This window comes from Micromonospora sp. LH3U1, assembly GCF_028475105.1.
GTDB lineage: Bacteria > Actinomycetota > Actinomycetes > Mycobacteriales > Micromonosporaceae > Micromonospora.
Map to the genome: position 1 here is coordinate 5216294 of NZ_CP116936.1, position 18722 is coordinate 5235015.

Consider the following 18722-nt stretch of genomic DNA (forward strand, 5'->3'; position numbering starts at 1 on the left):
TCTAGGCGGCCGGCCCGAGTCCACCCGAGCCGCCCGTCCGCCGCCACGGTGAGCCGGGCCACGCCCACCGGGGCGAGATTGGTTAGGCTCGACCATGTGACCGCACGGCTGCCGGTGTTCCCGCTCGCAACAGTGCTCTTCCCCGGGTTGGTGCTGCCGCTGCACATCTTCGAGGAGCGCTACCGGGCGCTGGTCCGACACCTGGTCGACCTGCCCGAGGGCGCTCCGCGTGAGTTCGGCGTGGTGGCCATCCAGTCCGGCTGGGAGGTCGCGTCCGCCGGTCCCGGCGCCCGTGCGACGCCGAGCGTGGGCGAGGTCACCCTGCACGAGGTGGGCTGCACCGCCGAGCTTCGCCAGGTGACCGAGCTGGCCGATGGTGGCTTCGACATCGTCACGGTCGGCCGGCGCCGTTTCCGGATCGCCGATGTCGACGACAGCGCCACGCCCTACCTGACCGCCGAGGTCGAGTGGCTGCCCGAGCCAACCGGGCCGGACGAGGTGGCCGAGCTGCTGGCCGCCCGGGTGATCGCGGTGTTCCGGCAATACCTCGGCCTGATCCGGTCCGACCCGGAGGAGCTCTCCGAGCAACTACCGGAGGACCCGACCGTGCTCTCCCACCTGGTGGCGGCGACCGCGGCGCTCACCGTCGACGACCGACAGCGGCTGCTGGCGATCGACGACACCGCCTCCCGGCTCCGCGCCGAGCTGCGGCTGCTCAACCGCGAGGCGGCTCTGCTGCGTCAGGTGCGGGCGGTTCCGGTGCCGCTGGCGGAGCTGGCGTCTCCGCCGACACCCAACTGAAGCCCGGCGGGTCGGGCTCCGGGCGCAGCCCTGGCCACCGCGACCAGCCGGCCAGCAGGGTGTACATGATCGCGGCGCCGAACGCCGGGAGCAGCAGGTTGCCGTGCGGCACCGGCAGCACGCCGAGCAGCCAGTCGACCCCACCGGCCCGCAGGTCGGCGGGTTTGGTGAAGGCCTGCCCGGCCGGGGCGGTGGCCAGCAGCCGGTCGAAGGTGGCCAGACCGACCCGCCGTCCCACCTGCCAGGCCACCGGCGCGGCGACCAACGCGCCGAGCACCACGGCGAGCAGCCCGACAGGGCCGCGCCGCCGACGCAGCACGAACCACAGGGCGAGCGCCGCGAGCAGCCCGAAGGCGAGCCCGAGCAGGCTGAACCACCCGTCCGCGGCGATCGGCTGCTCCGGCTGCGGGTCGGCGTAGATCGCCCCCTCGGCGGTCTTGAGCACCGGCGTGTCCGGCGCGAGCACGGCCCAGAGCAGCCCGAACGGCACACCCAGCACGGCCAGCGCGAGCACCGCTCCCAGCACCGCCACCACGGCGCGCAGCGGGCGCCGCGGCTCGTCGAAGGTCAACTCCAGCGAGCTCTGGTACGCCGTCGAGGGTGCGGCATCCGGCGAGTCGAGGTAGGCCGGCGGGCCAGCGTACGCCGACGGGCCAGCGTAGGCCGGCGGCTGGGCAGAGGGCTGCGTCTCCGGCGGTGTCGCCCCCGACTGGGCGGGCGGAGCGGCCCGGTCGGGATCGTCGACGGGCCGCTCAGGGTCGGGGTTGTCCGGGCTCACCCGATGATCCTCTCAGGCCCGGTGCGAGGGCGGGGCTCCGGTGGCGGCAGACCAGCTCACCGGGCGAACGGCTCCACCATCATGGCCGCCGCACGCAGCCACGCCTGCCGGGTCTCCGGCTGGAGTTGGTGGTATTCGATCGACGACCCGGTCTCCAGCGCCGGGTCGTACGGCACCACTGCCACTCCACGGGTACGGGTGGCGAAGTGCCGCTCCAGGTCGTCCTGCAAGGCCGAGCGGCCCGGGGTCGGGCAGGAGATGAGGGTGATCGCATTGTCCGCCAACTCGCCCATGCCCTCCTCGTGCAGCAGGTCGAGCATCCAGTCCGCACTGAACGCCGCGTCCTCACGGGGCACGGTGGTCACCACCAGCTGGTCGGCGGCCTGCATCACCGTGCGCCAGTTGGGGCTCTCCACGTTGTTGCCGGTGTCCACGCAGACCACGTCGTGGGTGCGCCGCAGCAGCTCCAGCACACGCCGGACGGTGAACTGGTCCAGTCGCTGGGCGAAGCGCGGGCTCTCCTCGCCGGCCAGCACGTCGTACGAGCCGTCGGAGGCGTGCCGCAGGTAGTCGTCCAGCCGATCCAGCAGGGTCGCGTCCTCGAGGATCTCGATCTGGGCCAGGTCGGTGATCAGGTGTCGGATCGTCCGGGCGTGCCGGGCGCTGCCCGCACGCAGCCCGAGGGTGCCGCGCAGCTCGTTGTCGTCCCAGGCCAGCACGCCCTGCCCGCGCACGCTGCCGACCGTGGCCGCGGCGAGCACGGTGGCGGTGGTCTTGTGCACCCCGCCCTTGGGGTTCGCGAAGGCGAACACCCGGGGTGTGCCCAGGTCACGCCGGAGCACCCCGTCGGCCCGCTCCTGCTCCTGGTCGACGCTCTGCGGGCGCCACTCGACACGAGTCGGATAGGCGCGCTCGGCGATCGCCGAGCCGACCGTCGGCGCGACCGGCGGGGCGGGTGGCGGGGCAACTGGCGGTGCCGGTGGCGGCGCGACCGTCGGTGCGACGGGTGGCGCGACGGGTGGGGGCGACGGTGCGGACACCGGGTAGCCGGTCTCCGGCTGGTAACCGGTCTGCAGCAGGGCGTACCGCGACTCCACCGGCGGGTCGCCCGGCCGGTAGCCGTTGTCCAGCAAGGCGTAGCGCGACTGGACCGGGTCGGTGCCGCGCGGCGGCGGCTCGGGCTCGGCCCGGTACGTCGGTTCGGCCCGGTAGCCAGGCTCGGCCCGGTAGTCCGGCTCGGCCCGATAGCCCGGCTCCGCGCGGTAGTCCGGCTCAGGCCGGTAGTCCGGCCCCACCCGATAGCCCGGCTCCGCCCGGTAATCGGGCTCAACGCGATAACCCGGCTCGGCCCGGTAGTCCGGCTCCGCCCGATAGCCCGGCTCGGTCCGGTACGCCGGCTCCGACCGGTAGTCCGGCTCGGGCCGATAGCCCGGCTCCGCCCGGTACGCCGGGTCGGCCCGGTAGGCGGGGTCGACGCGATAGGTCGCCTCGGCACGGTAAGCGGGCTCCGCGCCGTACGACAGCTCGGCCGGATGCCCGACGGCGGGTGCCCGCCCGGCGTACCCGTTCGGGGCCGCGCGCCGAGGCAGAGGGTCCGGCGGCGTCTCGTCGGCCCGCCGGTCCGCCTCGGTCTGCTCCGCGCCGCGACCGCCCAGCCGGGCGCGGTCCAACAACGCGCGCCACCGCGGCGCTGGTTCGGCCGGCCGGCCCCAGCCGGTGTCACTGCCCTCCACGGCCCGCCCTCCCAGCGCCATCGATCTCCGTCTGACAGGCTACGAACCAAACCCTATTCGGACCACACCTCAGAGCGCACACCAGCCGACGCCGATCACGACGCCATGGGTGCCGGCGGCTCGGCCTCGGCGGTGTCTGGCGAGGTGGTCACGCTCGGCGGCGCCGACTCGGTGGGCTCGGGCGACGACGGTTCGCGTGACGGAGTCGTCACGACCGGTGCGGGTTCCGACGATTCGCCCATAGACGCCGAGGGCCCCGGCAGGCCCGGTGTCGGCTCCGACCGTTCGACCGGGGTCGGCTCAGGGCTCGACCCGGTGTCGGCCGGCGGCCGCACCACATCGTTCTGCTCGGGCAGTGGCGGCGTGAAGACCGTGCGGTCCAGCCGGTACACCTCGGGGGCGGGGTCGACCGCCCGCACGTCCGGCCGGCCCGCCACGTCGCGAAGCGCCACCGGCGTCGCCCGCACCACCGCCGCGTAGACGCAGGCACAGCCGGTGCGGTACGCCGCCGCCTCGGCGGCCGCCACCTCGGCGCCGCTGGCGTAGCGCGCACGCAGCTCCCGCTCGCCCGCACCGTCACCGTCGACCGCGGCGGCCCTGGCCCGGTAGTCGGCGGCTTCGGTGTCCTTGCGGACCGCCACCTGCTTCATACCGGCGACCACGTCGTCCGGCACCCGCAGCGCGGGGATCTTGACGATCTCGGTCTGACGCCCGGGCAGCGGAACCCGCCCGAAGACGGTCGAGACCGGAACGTCGCCGAGCACCGTCACCAGGCGCTGCGGCGGCAGGTACGCGTCAAGCGTGACCAGCGCGTAGGTGCCGTCCCCGGGAGCCGGGGCCGACGCGGGCAGCGCCGCCAGATCGGCCGCGGCGGACCGCAGGTAGCCGGGGACGGAGTCGCCGTCGGTCACCCCGACCCGCGTCACCTCGCCCACCGTGCGGTCGCCAACCGACGTGTCGTCGGTGGCCCAGACCGCGGTGCCCAGCACCGCCGCCGCGGAGAACACGGCGGCCCAGGTGAGCACCCCGGACCGCGCCGACCGGTTGCCCAGCCGCGCCACGGCCCGGGTCAGCGGCGGCAGCAGCCGTTGGTCCAGCTGCCGCAGCAGGTTGCCGGCGCGCACGGGCGGGATCCCCTCGTTGGATCGGTGTCGGGCGGTCGCCGCTCAGTCACGCAGGATCTGGAGCGCGCGGTCCAGGTCGTCAGGGTAGTCGCTGACGAACCGGACCTCGTCCCCCGTTCGGGGGTGCAGGAAGCTCAGTTCGCGGGCGTGCAGCCACTGTCGGGCCAGGCCGAGACGAGCCGAGAGGGTGGGATCGGCGCCGTAGGTGAGGTCACCCACACAGGGGTGCCGCAGGGTGGAGAAGTGCACCCGGATCTGGTGGGTCCGGCCGGTCTCCAGTCGGACGTCGACCAGGCTGGCCGCCGGGAACGCCTCCAGGGTGTCGTAGTGGGTGATGCTCGGCTTTCCACCGGAGACCACCGCCCAGCGGTAGTCGTGGGTGGGGTGCCGGTCGATCGGCGCGTCCACCGTGCCGCGCAGCGGGTCCAGGTGACCCTGCACCACCGCGTGGTAGCCCTTGTCCACCTCGCGGTACTTGAAGGCCCGCTTCAACGCCGTGTACGCCTGTTCGCTCTTGGCCACCACCATGATCCCGGTGGTGCCCACGTCGAGCCGGTGCACCACGCCCTGCCGCTCGGCGGCGCCACTGGTGGAGATGCGGTGGCCGATCGCGGCGAGGGCGCCGATCACCGACGGGCCGGTCCACCCGGGGCTGGGGTGCGCGGCCACTCCCACGGGCTTGTCGACCACGACGATGTCGTCGTCGGCGTAGACGACCCGCAGTCCGGGCACCGCCTGCGGCACCACGGTCGGCGGTGCGATCGGGGCAGGCAGCGTGACGTCCAGCCACGAGCCGGCCTTGACCTTGTACGAGTTGGGCCGGGCGATGCCGTCGACCAATGCGTCCCCGGCATCGACCAGGGCGGCGGCGGTGGTGCGGGAGAGCCCGAACAGACGTGCCACCGCCTGGTCCAGTCGCATGCTGTCGAGACCGTCCGGCACGGGCAGGGAACGGTGATCGCCGCCAGCGGCGAACGCGGAGGTCATGCCCGCTCCCGCTGGTCGGCGGCCTGCACGGCGTCGGTCTCGGCCGGGTCGCCGTCGCGGCCGGCCCGCCGGCCGTCACGCTGGCGGCCGGTCAGCTCCAACAGGACGGCCAGCAGCACGCCGCAGACCAGCGAGCTGTCCGCCAGGTTGAACACCGGCCAGACCTGGCCGTACGGGTTGAACAGGCTGATCATGTCGACCACGTGCCCGTGGAAGGGGCCGGGCGCCCGGAAGATCCGGTCGACGAGATTGCCCAGTGCGCCGCCCAGCACCAGGCCGAGCGAGATCGCCCAGGGCAGCGAGCGCAGTCGCAGTGCCATCCAGACGATCCAGCCGACCACACCAATGGTGATCAGCGGGAAGATCCAGGTGTGGTCCGCGCCGATGCTCCAGGCGGCTCCGCTGTTGCGGGTCAGGCTCAGGTAGACGAACCCCCCGAGCAGCCGGACCGGCTCCCGGTCGGTCAGCGCGGCCAACGCGAGGTGCTTGGTGACCAGGTCGGCCAGCAGGGCCACCAGGGCGACTCCGGCCAGAATCGCGACGGCCCGGGGCCGGCGTGTGCCGCCTCCCGGGTCGGTGCGGCCGGGTTCGGCGGACGGTGCTGCGGTCATGCGCTCCCCATCGACAGTCTTGGCGGTGATCACTCACCGTCTCATCGCCGCCGGGGAACGGACCTCAGCGCCGCTCCTCCAGCTGCTTGCACGTCACACACTGGGTGGCCGACGGGAAGGCGGCGAGGCGCTCGACCGGGATCGGGTTGCCGCACCGCTCGCACCAGCCGTAACCACCCTCGTCGAGACGCTCCAGAGCGCGCTCAACCTGCGTGATCCGTTCCAGAATGCTGTTGGCGAGTGAAATCTCCTGCTCCCGCTCAAGCGTCTTGGTGCCCGTGTCGGCCTGGTCGTCCCCGGCCGAGTCGGTCAGCCGCTCGCGCTGCAGCTCGGTGATCTCACTCAGCGTCTGATCGTACTCGGCGCGAAGCTCGTCCCGCCGCGCCGCCAGCGCCGCCCGGATCTTCTCGGTCTCCGCCGTGCTGCGGGTGGCCTTGGCCACCGGCTTGCGCCCGGCGGTCCTGGTGTCGGCTGGCTTCGCCATGGGTCGCTCCCTCGGCCGCGGAACCGCGTGGTCTGCGGCACCTGGTCAGGGGGCGCCGACCAAGGCGTCCCCTATGTACGAAAAGGGGCGCACGGCGACGATGGCCGCGCACTCCCGAGGTTGGCAAGAATACGGAACGTACAGGCGTCCGACAACGTGCCGCACCGTCGCACCGCTTAACAGCCCCTAGCCCTGCCGAACTGGGGCAAAGGGAACGCTAGCAGATCAACCGACCGCCTCATCCCCGTACTCACCAAACCATCGGGCCAGGCGGCCCCGCCGACTGACCGCCCGCAGCCGCCGTTCCGCGGCGTCCCGCACCCCGGCTGTCGCCACGATCAGCAGACTGTCGCCGGTCTTCAGCCGGGTGTCCGGCGCGGGCACGAAACCCACCCCGTCGCGCAGCACCAGGGTGACCGATGCGCCCAGCGGGAGCCGCAGTTCGTCGACGTGTACGCCCGCCAACCGCGAGCCCGGTGGCACCTCCAACTGCAGCAGGTCCGCCCGCATCCGCTCCAGCGGCGCGGTCTCCACGTGGATCTCGGCGGCCTCGGCCGGCGCGGTCACCCGCAACCAGCGGGCGAACGGCCCCAGTGTCCCCGTCTGCACCAGCGTGAAGATCACCACCAGCACGAAGACCACATCGAAGAGGCGCTCCGCTCCGGGCACCCGCTCGGAGAGCGGAATGGTGGCCAGCACGATCGGCACCGCCCCGCGCAGCCCAGCCCAGGACAGGAACGCCTGTTCTCGGAGGCCGACCCGGAACGGCAGCGCCGACACGGCCACCGACAGCGGCCGGGCCAGCAGCACCAGAGCCAGCCCCGCGACCACCGCAGGCAGCACCGCCGCGTCCAACCGGCCCGGCGAGACCAGCAACCCGAGCAGCACGAACAGCCCGATCTGAGCGAGCCACGCCAGCCCGTCCGCGAAGCCGAGGATCGCCTGCCGGTGCGACAACCGGGCATTGCCGAGCAGCACCCCGGCCACGTAGACGGCGAGGAACCCCGAGGCGTGCAGCACCGCCCCCGCGGCGTACGCCAACACGGTGATGCCCACCGCGGCGATCGGGTAGAGCCCGGCCGAGGGCAGCGCGGCCCGGCGCAGCGCCCAGGTGCCGGCAACGCCCGCCCCCACGCCCACCGCCGCACCGACGCCCAGTTCGTAGCAGAGCAGCGCGACCTCGTACCACCATGGGTGCGACCAGCCGTGATGGGACAGCAGCACCACCAGCAGCACCACCGGGGCGTCGTTCATGCCCGACTCGGCCTCCAACGTCGCCACCAGCCGGGGCGGCAGCCGCAGCCGGCGCAGGGTGGCGAAGACGGCCGCCGCGTCGGTGGACGAGAGCACCGCGCCATAGAGCAGTCCCAACCGCCAGTCCAGCCCCAGCAACAGGTGCACGGCGACGCCGACCACCAGAATGCTGACGACCACCCCGACCGTGGAGAGCGCGGAGGCCAGCCCGAGCACCGGGCGCAGCGTGGTCCACCGGGCGGTGAGGCCGCCCTCCGCGATGATCACGATCAGCGCGCAGAAGCCGAGGGTCCGGGTCAGCTCGACGTCGTCGAAGCGGATGCCCAGCCCGCCCTCGCCGATCGCCACACCCAGCGCCAGATAGACCAGAAGGCTGGGCACGCCGAGCCGGGAGGAGAGTCGCACCGCACCGACCGCCACGAGCAGCACAGCCGCGCCCAACAGCAGCGCGATATCCAACCCGGGCGTCACGGCTTCCTGGCCTGGGCTTTCCTCACTCGGCGGATCCGTCGCGCAGTCGGCGCAGCACCCCGGACAGCTCCGGGCCGGGCCGATCGACGAGGAAGAGCTTGTCCCGACTCGCCGCGCCGGCGCGCAGTGACACCGCGGCCGGTCGGACCCCCAGGGCCCCGGCCAATGCCCGGCGAGCCGCCTCGGTCGCCCGGCCGTCGACGGCCGGGTCGTGCACCGCGATCACGAGGGCGGGCCCGTGCGGACCATCGAAGCGGCCGCCCACCCGGTCCCGGGAGGCACCAGGCTTCACTCGTACCGCCACGGTGAGCGTGTCCTGCGCGGGCACCGGCGCCGCTTCAGATCGGCCGGGCGTCGGCGAGCAGAGCGGTGGCTGGCGCGCAGTGCGCGCACGGAGTGAAACCGAGCTCCACGGCCTCGGCGACCGGCAGTGTCTCGGGTACCTGACCAACGAGGTGCGGGCAACTGTCGAGGTGGTAGCGGGGGCGACCGTCCACCACCTGGACCGGATCGGGAAGTCGAGCCACCCGGGCCGCCTCGGCGGGGGTGACCGGCTGCTCGGCCGGCTCGTCGACTGCCGGGGCGTCACGGCGGAAGGCGTCGTCGGTCGACGCCGCGAACGGCGACGCCGGGCTGACGGGTCTGGCACGAGCGGACGCGTCATCGGCCGGAGTCACGAACGGCGCCCCCTGGTCAACCGGCGGCGCGGGTGGTTGCCGCCACCCGGTGCCGCCGGTACCAACCGTCGTGGGCATGTGCTGGACCGGCACCTCCGGCTCGACCAGCGGTGGCCCGTACGCGACATCCGGCGTGGCCTGGCTGGCCGTGCGGGGTGCGTCGGGGTGCCGCCGGCCGGTCCGGCCGGGATCCGCCGTAGCGCGGTTGGCGGCTGCCTGGCGGGCGCCCACCACCAACGCCACGGCGGCCAGCAGACTGGCCGCGATGGAGATGATCAACATAAAGCTGGAACCACCGGCCAGACCGAGCACCAGCAGTACCACCGCGACGAGGATGAGCAGGAGACTTGCGACTATCACGGCTCACCCCCGCCGCGTCGTACCGTCCAGACAAGGCCGGCGACCGTCACCATTGGCGGACAGCGATCGCCGGCCGGTGCTCAGCGTCCGGCTTCGAGGGCGCCGGAGCGCCCGCCGCCGCCGTAGGACCCGGCGAGACCCGCAGCAGCGAGCCCGTTGCCGCCAGCGACCCGACCTGCCTCGGAACGGGTCATCTCGGCCTCGAGGCCCTGGCCGCGACCGTCGAGGTCACGCAGCTGGCTCTCCAGGTATGCCTTGAGCCGGGTGCGGTACTCGCGCTCGAACTGCTTGAGCTCCTCGATGTGCTTCTGCAGCGCCGTGCGCTTGGCGTCCAGGCCGCCCATGGCCTCCTGGTGCCGCTGGCGTGCGTCCCGCTCGAGGGCGTCAGCCTTCGCGCGCGCCTCCCGGGTCACCTCCTCGGCCTTGCCACGGGCCTCGGACAGCAGCTGGTCGGCCTCGCGACGAGCGTCGGACACGTGGTCGTCGGCGGTGCGCTGGGCCATCATCAGCACGCGCAGGGCCTGCTGCTCACCGTCACCGGTGACGCCGCCGGCCGGGCCGCCGGTCGCGCGGACCTGCTCCAGCTCGGACTGCATCGCGCGGGCCGCCTGCTCGGCTGCCGACTTGTCGCGCTGCACCCGGTCCAGTTGGGCCTTGACGTCGTTGAGCTCCGCCGCAAGTCGGGCGTCGCCGCCGGGGCCTGCGGGGGCACCGCCACGGCCGCCGCGCTCCACCTGGGCGCGCAGCTCGTTGTTTTCCTCGATGAGACGGGCGAGCTCGCGCTCGACCTCGTCCAGGAAGGCGTCGACCTCCTCCTCGTCATACCCCCGTTTGCCGATCGGCGGCTTTTTGAAGGCGACGTTGTGGACGTCGGCCGGGGTCAGCGGCATCGAAACTCCTCGGGTCAGTTGCGGCCGCGAAAGCGCGTCGGTCATCAGGCAGATGCCCTGATCGACGGCCCTAACACGAACTCCATCAGCACGAACAGGATAACCAGGAGCACAAGGGAGGCCAGGTCGATGCTCACGGTACCAATTCGCAGCGGAGGGATCACACGCCTCAACGCGTTGAGAGGGGGATCAGTGACGCTCCACACGGATTCCAATCCTGCCGATGCGCCACGCCCCGGTTGCCAGCGGCGGCCGTACTGCAGGACGGCGCTCAACACGAACCGGGACAGAAGAAGGAGCAGGAAGACATAAAGGATCAGGTACAGCACTTGCAGTAAGATCGACAACACGGTCAGCGACGTCCCTCGGGTCGGGCGGGGTCAACTCAGACTGAAAAAACCGCCCTCAGCGATCTTGGCCTTGTCCTCAGCGGTGACCTGGACATTAGCCGGTGAGAGCAGGAACACCCGATTGGTCACGCGCTCGATCGTACCGCGCAGGCCGAACGCCAGACCGGCGGCGAAGTCCACCAGACGGCGGGCATCGGCCTCATCCATCTCGGTGAGATTGATGATCACTGGAACACCGTCGCGGAAGTGCTCACCGATCGTGCGCGCCTCCCGGTAGGTGGTCGGGTGCAGGGTCGTGATCTGGTAGCGCTGCTCCTCCTCGGGCAGCGCCCGCTCCCGCGACGTGACCTGCGGCGCGAGGGCCAGATTGTCCCGGGTGTGGTAGGTCAGCGCGCCGGAGGTCTCGCCCGCCGACGACCGGGTGATCGATCGGACGCTGGCCCGCTCGACCCGCTCCGGACGCTCGACGTCACCACGCTCGGACTCGCTCAACCGCCCGCTCGCACGCTCGGAGAGTCGACCCCGCTCACTGGCACGCGGCCGGGGAGCCGGCGGCTCCTCGGTGTCGTCCTCATCCTCGTCGGCGAACTCCTCGGCGTACCGGCTCTGCCGGTAACGCGAGTCGCGGTAGCCACCCTTGTCGTAGCCACCGTCGTCGTAGGCCCGCTCGTCGTCTTCTTCGACCAGACCGAGCCAGACCCCCGCCTTGCGCAGTGCACCCATCCCGCGCCCTTCCGTCCGCCGTGCGGCACGCGCCCCCGTGCCATGTCGCCCGTCGCGAGTGGACAACCATGCCCATCGGACCGGGATGGCAATCCCCCGGCGCGCGATTCGCGTCGCACGCCACGACCCCCGACTAGGAGACGCCACCCCTGAAACAACACTGATGTAATTTGCATGTCTCGCGGTCAGGCTACCGCAGCGTGGGACGCATTCCGAGCAACGCGCTACCGACGCGGACATGTGTCGCGCCGTATCGGATCGCGATGTCGAAATCTCCGCTCATTCCCGCGGAGAGGTCAGTCGCTCCCGGATGGACTGCCCGAAACACGCCGGCAACCTCGGCGAGTCGGGCAAAGGCCCGGTCCGGCTCCCACCCCAGCGGCGCCACCGCCATGAGACCCACCAGACGCAGGCCTGGCGCTTCGGCGACCGCCTCGGCCACCGGTTCCAGCCCGGCACCCGGATCGGCCGAACCGGGCAGCGCTCCGCCCCGGGCCGCGTCGCCGTCGATGCTCACCTGGATCATGGCGTCGAGCGGCACCTCCCGGTCGGCGGCCGCGGTGGCCAGCGCCCGGGCCAGCCGGACACTGTCGACGGACTGCACCACGTCGGCGTACCGGACCACCGAGCGGGCCTTGTTGCGCTGCAGCTGGCCGATGAAGTGCCAACGGGGACGTACCCCGGCCGCAGCCACCTCGGCGGCCTTACCGGCTGCCTCCTGGTCGCGGTTCTCCCCCATGTCGGTCACGCCGAGCCCGGCCAGCGCCACCACGTCGCTGGCCGGGTAGGTCTTCGTCACCGCGATCATCGTGACCTCGGCGCGGTCCCGGCCGGCCTCCGCGCAGGCGTCGGCGATCCGGGATCGGACCTGGGCCAGGCCGGCCTCGAGTTCGGCGTGCCGGTCCGGCCGCACCGTAGCTGAGCTGTCGGTCATCGGCGGTGCTCAGGACCCGTTCTTGAGGAAGTCGGGAACGTCCACGTCGTCGAAGAGCACTCGGCGCGGCGACTGGGCCGGAGCCGGGTTGGTGGCCGGTGCCGGCACCGGGGTGCTCTGCGGCGCCGGCTGGTTGGTGTTGGTCTTGCGGGTCGGCTCGGCCGCCTTGTACGCGGGCGTGCCGCCGTCGAAGCCAGCCGCGATGACCGTCACCCGCACCTCGTCGCCGAGCGCGTCGTCGATGACCGCGCCGAAGATGATGTTGGCGTCCGGGTGAGCCGCGTCAGTGACCAGCTGGGCAGCGTCGTTGATCTCGAACAGGCCCAGGTCGGACCCGCCGGCGATGGAGAGCAGCACGCCGCGCGCGCCGTCCATGCTCTGCTCCAGCAGCGGGCTGGAGATGGCCGCCTCGGCCGCCTCGACCGCGCGATTTTCCCCGCGGGCGCTGCCGATGCCCATCAACGCGCTGCCGGCGCCGCTCATCACGCTCTTGACGTCGGCGAAGTCCAGGTTGATCAGACCCGGGGTGGTGATCAGGTCGGTGATGCCCTGCACACCCGAGAGCAGCACCTGGTCGGCCGTGCGGAACGCGTCCATCATGCTGATGTTGCGGTCACCCAGGGCCAGCAGCCGGTCGTTCGGGATGACGATCAGGGTGTCGCACTGGTTGCGGAGTTCGTCTATTCCCGTCTCGGCCTGCACCTGGCGGCGCTTGCCCTCGAAGGAGAACGGACGGGTCACCACGCCGATGGTGAGCGCGCCGAGCTTGCGGGCGATGTTCGCCACGACGGGCGCGCCGCCGGTGCCGGTGCCGCCGCCCTCACCGCAGGTCACGAAGACCATGTCGGCGCCCTTGAGCACCTCCTCGATCTCGTCGCGGTGGTCCTCGGCGGCGTTCTTGCCGACGTCCGGGTTGGCGCCGGCACCCAGGCCGCGGGTCAGCTCCCGCCCGACGTCGAGCTTGACGTCGGCGTCACTCATCAGCAGCGCCTGCGCATCGGTGTTGATCGCGATGAACTCGACGCCCTTGAGCCCAACCTCGATCATCCGGTTGACGGCGTTGACGCCGCCGCCCCCGATGCCGACGACCTTGATGACCGCCAGGTAGTTGTGCGGAGGTGTCATCTCCGGTCCTTTCCTTCGAGATTGGCTTCGGCCGACCGGGTACGGCGTGGCCAGACCAGCGGCCGACGACAGCTGTCACCAGCGAGGATCAGAGGTGAACCTTAACCCTCTACTAGAGGCTTACAGTTATGTCAACCACTGATCCTCTTCGGGGCAACGTAAGCGCCACCGCCCGATGAGCCAAGGACCCGAGCGGCGTGTCGCCGCGCGGAGCGTGACGGGTCACCTCCGCGCACGCTCCCAGGTCACCGAAAGGTCACCACGTCCGGCGCGCTCACGTCGATCCGGTCGGTGTCCTGATCGAGCAGCGCGGTGGCCACCCGGGCCTTGTCCGTACCCCGGGTCGCGTCGCCCCAGACCACCGTCCGATCGCCCCGCAACCGCAGGCTGATCCGGGCCAACCCCTCCACGCTCACGTCCACCAGCTCCGCGCGCAGCTGCGGGGTCAGCGCGACGAGCACCTCCAGCGCGGCCTTGGTGCCCGGGTCGTCGGCGGCCGGGTGGGCCACCGTCACCTGCGGCAGCTCGGCGGGGCGTCGGTCCACCGTCCGGAACGCCACCCCGCTCCGGTCGATCACGGCGAACACCTCGCCCTGCGGCACCACCGCCACCGGGGACCGCTCGGTCACCCGCACCACCAACGTGCCAGGCCAGTCCCGGGACACCGTGGCCCGCTCCACCGGGGGCAGCGCGCCAACCCGGCGGGCGGCGGCGGCCAGGTCCACCCGGGCCAGCGGCACCCCGTCCGGCACTCCGACCGCGTCGTGCACCTGGACCTGGGTGACCAGGTCGGCGCCCTCCACCCGGACCTCCCGGACACCGAACAGCCCGGTGCCGAGCACCGCCCAGGCGACCAGGCCACCCAGCGCGAACACCCCGGCAGCCACCGCCCACGGCAGCGCCGCACGCATGCGACGCTGCCGGGCACGGGCCATGAACCGGCGGGTCGAGGGGGCACCGCGTCACGGCCCGCCCGGACCAGCTGCCAACGCCGGGCCGGACCGCGGCGCGGGCGCCGCCGTCGGCGGCGCTGGTCCGCCCCGGGCCGGGCCGGGACTCATCCGGCCGTGGGCGCCGTGCCGCCGGGTGCGGCGGTGCGACCGAGGGCCGCCCCGTCGCCCCCGGCAGTGGCCCCACCCGGCACCGGATCACCGATCGCCGGGGCGATGGCCACCGGGTCGACGGTCGCGGTCGGCGCGGAGCCGGCGCTGCGCTCACCCAGCGCGGCCAGCAGCTCGTCACCCATCAGCGAGATCGGCGGGGCACCCATGGTCACCACCACGTCACCCGAGCGGGCCCGACGGGCCACCTCGACCGGCGCGGCCTCCCACGAGTCGACGAAGACCTTGCGGTCGGCGGGCAGCGCCACCGCCGCGATCAGCGCCGCCGAACCCTCGCCGGGCTGGCGCAGCTCACCCGGCCCGAAGACCTCCAACAGCACCACCTCGTCGGCGATGGCCAGCGCCTCGGCGATCTCCGCCTGGGAGTCGCGGGTGCGGTACAGCCGGTACGGCTGGAAGACGACGATCAACCGCCCGTCGCCGGCCACCTCGCGCAGCGTCTGCATCGCCAACGTCATCGAGGTCGGGTGGTAGGCGTACTCGTCGTAGACCAGCACGCCGTCCGCGATGCCCTTGCGCTCGAAGCGTCGTCGCACGCCGGGGAACACCGCCAGCGCGGCCTCCGCCGCCTCCAACGGCAGTTGCAGCAGGTACGTGGCCAGCACCGCGGCAGCGCTGTTCAGTCCCATGTGCCGCCCCGGCACCGGCAGCCGGAACTCCCCCAGCGACCGGCCGTCGATCGAGGCCAGGTAGCGCACGCCACGCGCCGAGGAGACGACCTCGGTCAACCGCAGGTCGGCATCGGCCGCCTCGCCGTAGGTGAACACCCGCCGCCCCTCGGCGCGCAGGCTCTCGGCCAGCCGGCGACCGCCCGGATCGTCTGCGCAGGTGATGATGAACCCGTCCGGGTCGGTGAGGCGGGCGAACTCCACGAACGCCGCCTCCAGCGTCGCGTAGTCGCCGTAGGTGTTGAGGTGGTCCGCCTCGACGTTGGTGATGATCGAGACGTACGGGCGGTAGATGAGGAACGAGCGGTCGCTCTCGTCCGCCTCGACCACGAAGTGCTCGCCGGTGCCGTGGTGGGCACCCGAGCCGACCTCGGAGATCTCCCCACCGATCACGAAGGACGGGTCCACACCGGCCTGCTGGAGCACCATCGTCACCATCGAGGTGGTGGTGGTCTTGCCATGTGTGCCGGCGACCGCCACCGCCCGACGGCCGGTCATCGCCGCAGCGAGCGCCTCCGAGCGGTGCAGCACCCGCAGGCCACGCCGACGCGCCTCGACCAACTCCAGGTGGTCCTGCGGAATCGCCGACGAGTAGACGACGGTGTCCACACCGTCGAGGTTGCTCACCTCGTGACTGAGGTGGATGGTGCCGCCGAGCGCCCGCAGGCCCGCCAGCGAGGGCCACTCCCGCAGGTCGCTGCCGGAGACCCGGATGCCACGGGTGAGGAGCAGCCGGGCCACGCCGAGCATGCCCACCCCACCCACCCCGATCAGGTGGACGGCGCCCAGATCCTCGGCGGTGAGCGTGCCGGCCGGGGTGAACTGCGCGGTCATCGGGCCACCGCCTCGATGACGAAGGAACGCAGCGCCTCGTCACCGTCGCGCCGCCCGTACGCTCCTGCGGCGGCGCCCATCGCGTACAACCGCTGTGGGTCGCGGATCAGTGGAATGACGGTGCGCTCCAACCAGTCCGGGGTGAGTTCGGCGTCGTCGACCAGGAGCCCGCCGCCGGCCTCCACCACGGGCAGCGCGTTGCGCCGCTGCTCCTGGTTGCTGTGCGGGTACGGCACGTAGATCGTGGGCAGCCCGATCGCGGCCACCTCGGCCACGGTCATCGCACCGCCCCGGGCCAGCATCAGGTCGGCGGCGGCGTAGCCCAGCTCCATCTCGGACAGGTACGGCAGCGTCACGTACGGCACCGGCAGGTCGGTGGGGATCGGCACCGGCTCGTTGCGGGCACCCATCACGTGCAGCACCTGCACGCCGTTGCGGGCCAACTCCTTGGCCGCCCCGGAGACCGCCAGGTTGATCGAGCGGGCACCCGACGAGCCGCCGGAGACGAAGAGCACCGGCAGGTCCGGGCGGAGCCCGAAGTGGGCGCGGGCGGCGTTACGCAGCGCGTACCGGTCCAGCCCGGCGATGGCGCGGCGCAGCGGCACCCCGACCACGGTGGCGTCGCGCAGCGACTCGGCCTGGCTCGGCTGGTGCGGGAAGCCGACGGCGATGTTCTTGGTGAACTTCATGCCCAGCCGGTTGGCCACGCCCGGGGGCACGTTCACCTCATGGATCACCATGGGCATCTCCCGACGCCAGGCGGCGAGGTAGGCCGGCACCGAGACGTACCCACCGAAGCCGACGACCACGTCGGCGCGCACCTCGTCGATCACCTTGCCCGCGGCGCGCGCCGCGGTCCACATCCGGCCCGGAGTACGGACCAGGTTCATGTTGACCGACCGGGGCAGTTGGTACGCCGGGATCTGCCGCAGGTCGTAGCCCTGCGGCGGGATCAGGTCGTTCTCCATGCCGCGTGGTGTGCCGAGGCAGGTGATCCGGACGCCCGGGTCGTGTCGGCGCAGGCAGTCGGCGAAGGCGAGCAGCGGGTAGACGTGCCCCCCGGTGCCACCTCCCGCGAGCACCACCGAACGCAGCGGACCCATCAGCGTCTCCTCTCGCTCGCCGTACCCCCGCGGCTCCGGTCCTGTCGGACCCCGCGCGGCGCGGCCTGATCGTCATGGCGCCGCTCGCGGGACCGGGGCACGGACCCTCGGCCAGCAGGCGGCGTCGCCGGTCGGCGGCGCCGGCCGGGAAGCGGCGGCAACGGGGCCCAGAGTAGTCGGACCCACCGGGCCGGCGGACGGGCATGCAGTGCTCTGGCCGCATCGGGTTCGGCGCGGGCGAAGGACGCCAGCATTCCGATCCCGGCCAACGTCACGACCAGGGCACTTCCGCCGTCGGAGATGAACGGCAGCGGCAGGCCGGTGATCGGCAGCAGCCCGACCACACCACCGATGTTGATCACGGCCTGGCTGGCCAGCCAGGTGGTCACGGCGGCGGCGGCGAGCCGGCGGAACGGGTCGTCGACCCGCCGGGCGATCCGCAACCCGGTGTACGCGAGGACCGCGAACAGGGTGAGCACCACGACGCACCCGATCACGCCCAATTCCTCGGCGACGATGGCGAAGATGAAGTCGTTGTGCGCCTCGGGCAGCCAGTCCCACTTCAGGCTGCCCTTGCCCAGCCCGACACCGAACCAGCCGCCGTGCTCGATGGCCAGTCGCCCCTGGTAGAACTGGAGGCAGTCGTCGAGCTTGCACGTCTCCGGGTCCGGTGGATTGAAGAACATGGCCAGCCGGGCGAAGCGGTAGTTTTCCTCGCCGCTCTCGCCGGAGCCAGCGCCGAGCGAGGCCACCGCGACGAGCAGGCCGACGCCGAGCAGACCGACCACCGTGAGCGCGCCGAAGACCCGCATCCGTACGCCGGCGGCCCAGAGCAGGCCCACCACCAGGGCCAGCAGGCAGAGCATCGTGCCCACGTCGTTGTAGCCGACCAGGACGAAGAGCAGGCCCATCACCGGGAAGAGCGGGGTGGCCAGTTCCCGCCACCACCCCAGCGCGGCGCCCTTACGGGCGATCAGGTGCGCGCCCCACAGCACCAGCGCGAACTTTGCCAACTCCGAGGGCTGCACCTGGACCCCGCCGATGAACAGCCAGAGCAGCCGTGCCTCGATCGGGCCGATCTGCGCCGATTTCTGGCCGCTGAGCCGAGCGTAGGCCAGCAGCAGGTTGAGCAGCAGCAGGAGCCCCATCGAGGTGAACAGCAGCGGCCGGCCCAGGGACCGGTAGGTGCTGGCGGGCAGGCGCTGACAGGCCCAGAACGCCCCGATGCCGATCACCGCGAAGATGGCCTGCTTGGTCACCGAGGCCGAGGCGTTGCCGTCCTCGGCGTAGTCCTTGACGCTGGTCGCCGAGAAGACCATGGTCAGCCCGATCAGCAGCAGCAGACCGGAGCAGGACAACAGCAGGTAGTAGGACGCCAGCGGCCGGTCCAGTAGGCCCCGCAGCGCGGCGAGCCCGCCGGCCGCGTCCAACCCGCGCAGCGGAACGGACGGCGCTGGTTCCGCCTCGCGCGGTGCCGCATTCGGTTCTCGGGCCCGCGCGTCGTCCGGCGGCGGGCCGGCCTCCGCGGTACGCGCCGCGCCCGGTGACCGTCGCGGCCGACCGGCTGTCCTGTCGTCGGTGCCTGAATCCTCCCCCACCCCGACATCATCACCGCTGGACGCGCCGCGCACGCCCACAACGGCACCTCGGGCGTGTCGAGCCCCCGACCTTCCCGCTGATCTTGCACTTTCGGC

Annotated in this window: 18 protein-coding genes and 1 pseudogene; 1 reads left to right on the plus strand and 18 read right to left on the minus strand. The window is 72.4% G+C overall.

What is annotated here, in order from left to right; all coding sequences use genetic code 11:
* Window positions 1–96: 96 nt before the first annotated feature.
* A complete protein-coding gene (locus PCA76_RS23745; RefSeq protein ID WP_272612675.1) occupies window positions 97–801 on the plus strand; it encodes an LON peptidase substrate-binding domain-containing protein in 705 nt (234 codons plus the stop codon).
* Here the strand turns inward: PCA76_RS23745 and PCA76_RS23750 are convergent.
* The 18 genes and pseudogenes from PCA76_RS23750 to PCA76_RS23835 form a co-directional block, all read right to left on the minus strand.
* Window positions 716–1579, minus strand: coding sequence for a DUF2567 domain-containing protein (locus PCA76_RS23750; protein ID WP_336298019.1), 864 nt, complete (start codon window positions 1577–1579; stop codon window positions 716–718). The two genes, PCA76_RS23745 and PCA76_RS23750, sit on opposite strands and share 86 nt — an antisense overlap.
* A gap of 56 nt (window positions 1580–1635) precedes the next feature.
* Window positions 1636–3333 (minus strand): MinD/ParA family ATP-binding protein, encoded by a 1698-nt coding sequence (locus tag PCA76_RS23755; RefSeq protein WP_272612676.1) that lies wholly within the window; start codon window positions 3331–3333, stop codon window positions 1636–1638.
* Between the two features lie 74 nt (window positions 3334–3407).
* A complete protein-coding gene (locus tag PCA76_RS23760; RefSeq protein ID WP_272612677.1) occupies window positions 3408–4436 on the minus strand; it encodes a hypothetical protein in 1029 nt (342 codons plus the stop codon).
* Window positions 4437–4478: 42 nt separating this feature from the next.
* A complete protein-coding gene (locus PCA76_RS23765) occupies window positions 4479–5423 on the minus strand; it encodes an RluA family pseudouridine synthase (protein ID WP_272612678.1) in 945 nt (314 codons plus the stop codon).
* Window positions 5420–6034 carry a signal peptidase II gene (lspA, locus tag PCA76_RS23770; RefSeq protein WP_272612679.1) on the minus strand — a complete coding sequence of 205 codons (615 nt, stop codon included), beginning with the start codon at window positions 6032–6034 and terminating at the stop codon, window positions 5420–5422. The genes PCA76_RS23765 and lspA overlap by 4 nt, the downstream gene beginning before the upstream one ends.
* A 64-nt stretch (window positions 6035–6098) precedes the next feature.
* Window positions 6099–6518 (minus strand): TraR/DksA family transcriptional regulator, encoded by a 420-nt coding sequence (locus PCA76_RS23775; protein WP_272612680.1) that lies wholly within the window; start codon window positions 6516–6518, stop codon window positions 6099–6101.
* A gap of 225 nt (window positions 6519–6743) precedes the next feature.
* The gene (locus PCA76_RS23780) at window positions 6744–8243 is read right to left on the minus strand and encodes a potassium/proton antiporter (protein ID WP_272612681.1); all 1500 of its coding nucleotides are present in this window, start codon (window positions 8241–8243) and stop codon (window positions 6744–6746) included.
* Window positions 8244–8265: 22 nt separating this feature from the next.
* Window positions 8266–8571, minus strand: coding sequence for a DUF167 domain-containing protein (locus PCA76_RS23785; protein WP_272612682.1), 306 nt, complete (start codon window positions 8569–8571; stop codon window positions 8266–8268).
* A gap of 10 nt (window positions 8572–8581) precedes the next feature.
* Entirely contained in the window at window positions 8582–9280 is a 699-nt protein-coding gene (locus PCA76_RS23790; RefSeq protein ID WP_272612683.1) for a hypothetical protein, read from the minus strand.
* 80 nt (window positions 9281–9360) lie between these two features.
* On the minus strand, window positions 9361–10170 hold the full coding sequence (locus PCA76_RS23795; protein ID WP_272612684.1) for a DivIVA domain-containing protein: 810 nt from the start codon (window positions 10168–10170) through the stop codon (window positions 9361–9363).
* A 44-nt stretch (window positions 10171–10214) separates the two neighbouring features.
* The gene (locus PCA76_RS23800; RefSeq protein WP_030334503.1) at window positions 10215–10520 is read right to left on the minus strand and encodes a YggT family protein; all 306 of its coding nucleotides are present in this window, start codon (window positions 10518–10520) and stop codon (window positions 10215–10217) included.
* A gap of 30 nt (window positions 10521–10550) precedes the next feature.
* Window positions 10551–11243, minus strand: a complete 693-nt coding sequence (locus PCA76_RS23805) for a cell division protein SepF (RefSeq protein ID WP_272612685.1) — start codon at window positions 11241–11243, stop codon at window positions 10551–10553.
* A 190-nt stretch (window positions 11244–11433) separates the two neighbouring features.
* A complete protein-coding gene (locus PCA76_RS23810; RefSeq protein WP_272612686.1) occupies window positions 11434–12177 on the minus strand; it encodes a YggS family pyridoxal phosphate-dependent enzyme in 744 nt (247 codons plus the stop codon).
* A 9-nt stretch (window positions 12178–12186) separates the two neighbouring features.
* Entirely contained in the window at window positions 12187–13302 is a 1116-nt protein-coding gene (gene ftsZ / locus PCA76_RS23815) for a cell division protein FtsZ (RefSeq protein WP_110564078.1), read from the minus strand.
* 245 nt (window positions 13303–13547) lie between these two features.
* Window positions 13548–14363, minus strand: a pseudogene (locus tag PCA76_RS23820) (cell division protein FtsQ/DivIB).
* Window positions 14360–15925: a UDP-N-acetylmuramate--L-alanine ligase gene (gene murC / locus PCA76_RS23825; RefSeq protein ID WP_272612688.1), complete on the minus strand. Its 1566-nt coding sequence runs from the start codon at window positions 15923–15925 to the stop codon at window positions 14360–14362. Before murC ends, PCA76_RS23820 begins: the two are co-directional and overlap by 4 nt.
* A complete protein-coding gene (gene murG, locus PCA76_RS23830) occupies window positions 15922–17028 on the minus strand; it encodes an undecaprenyldiphospho-muramoylpentapeptide beta-N-acetylglucosaminyltransferase (RefSeq protein WP_272612689.1) in 1107 nt (368 codons plus the stop codon). Before murG ends, murC begins: the two co-directional genes overlap by 4 nt.
* Window positions 17028–18467, minus strand: a complete 1440-nt coding sequence (locus tag PCA76_RS23835) for an FtsW/RodA/SpoVE family cell cycle protein (RefSeq protein WP_272619565.1) — start codon at window positions 18465–18467, stop codon at window positions 17028–17030. Before PCA76_RS23835 ends, murG begins: the two co-directional genes overlap by 1 nt.
* Between the last annotated feature and the right edge of the window lie 255 nt (window positions 18468–18722).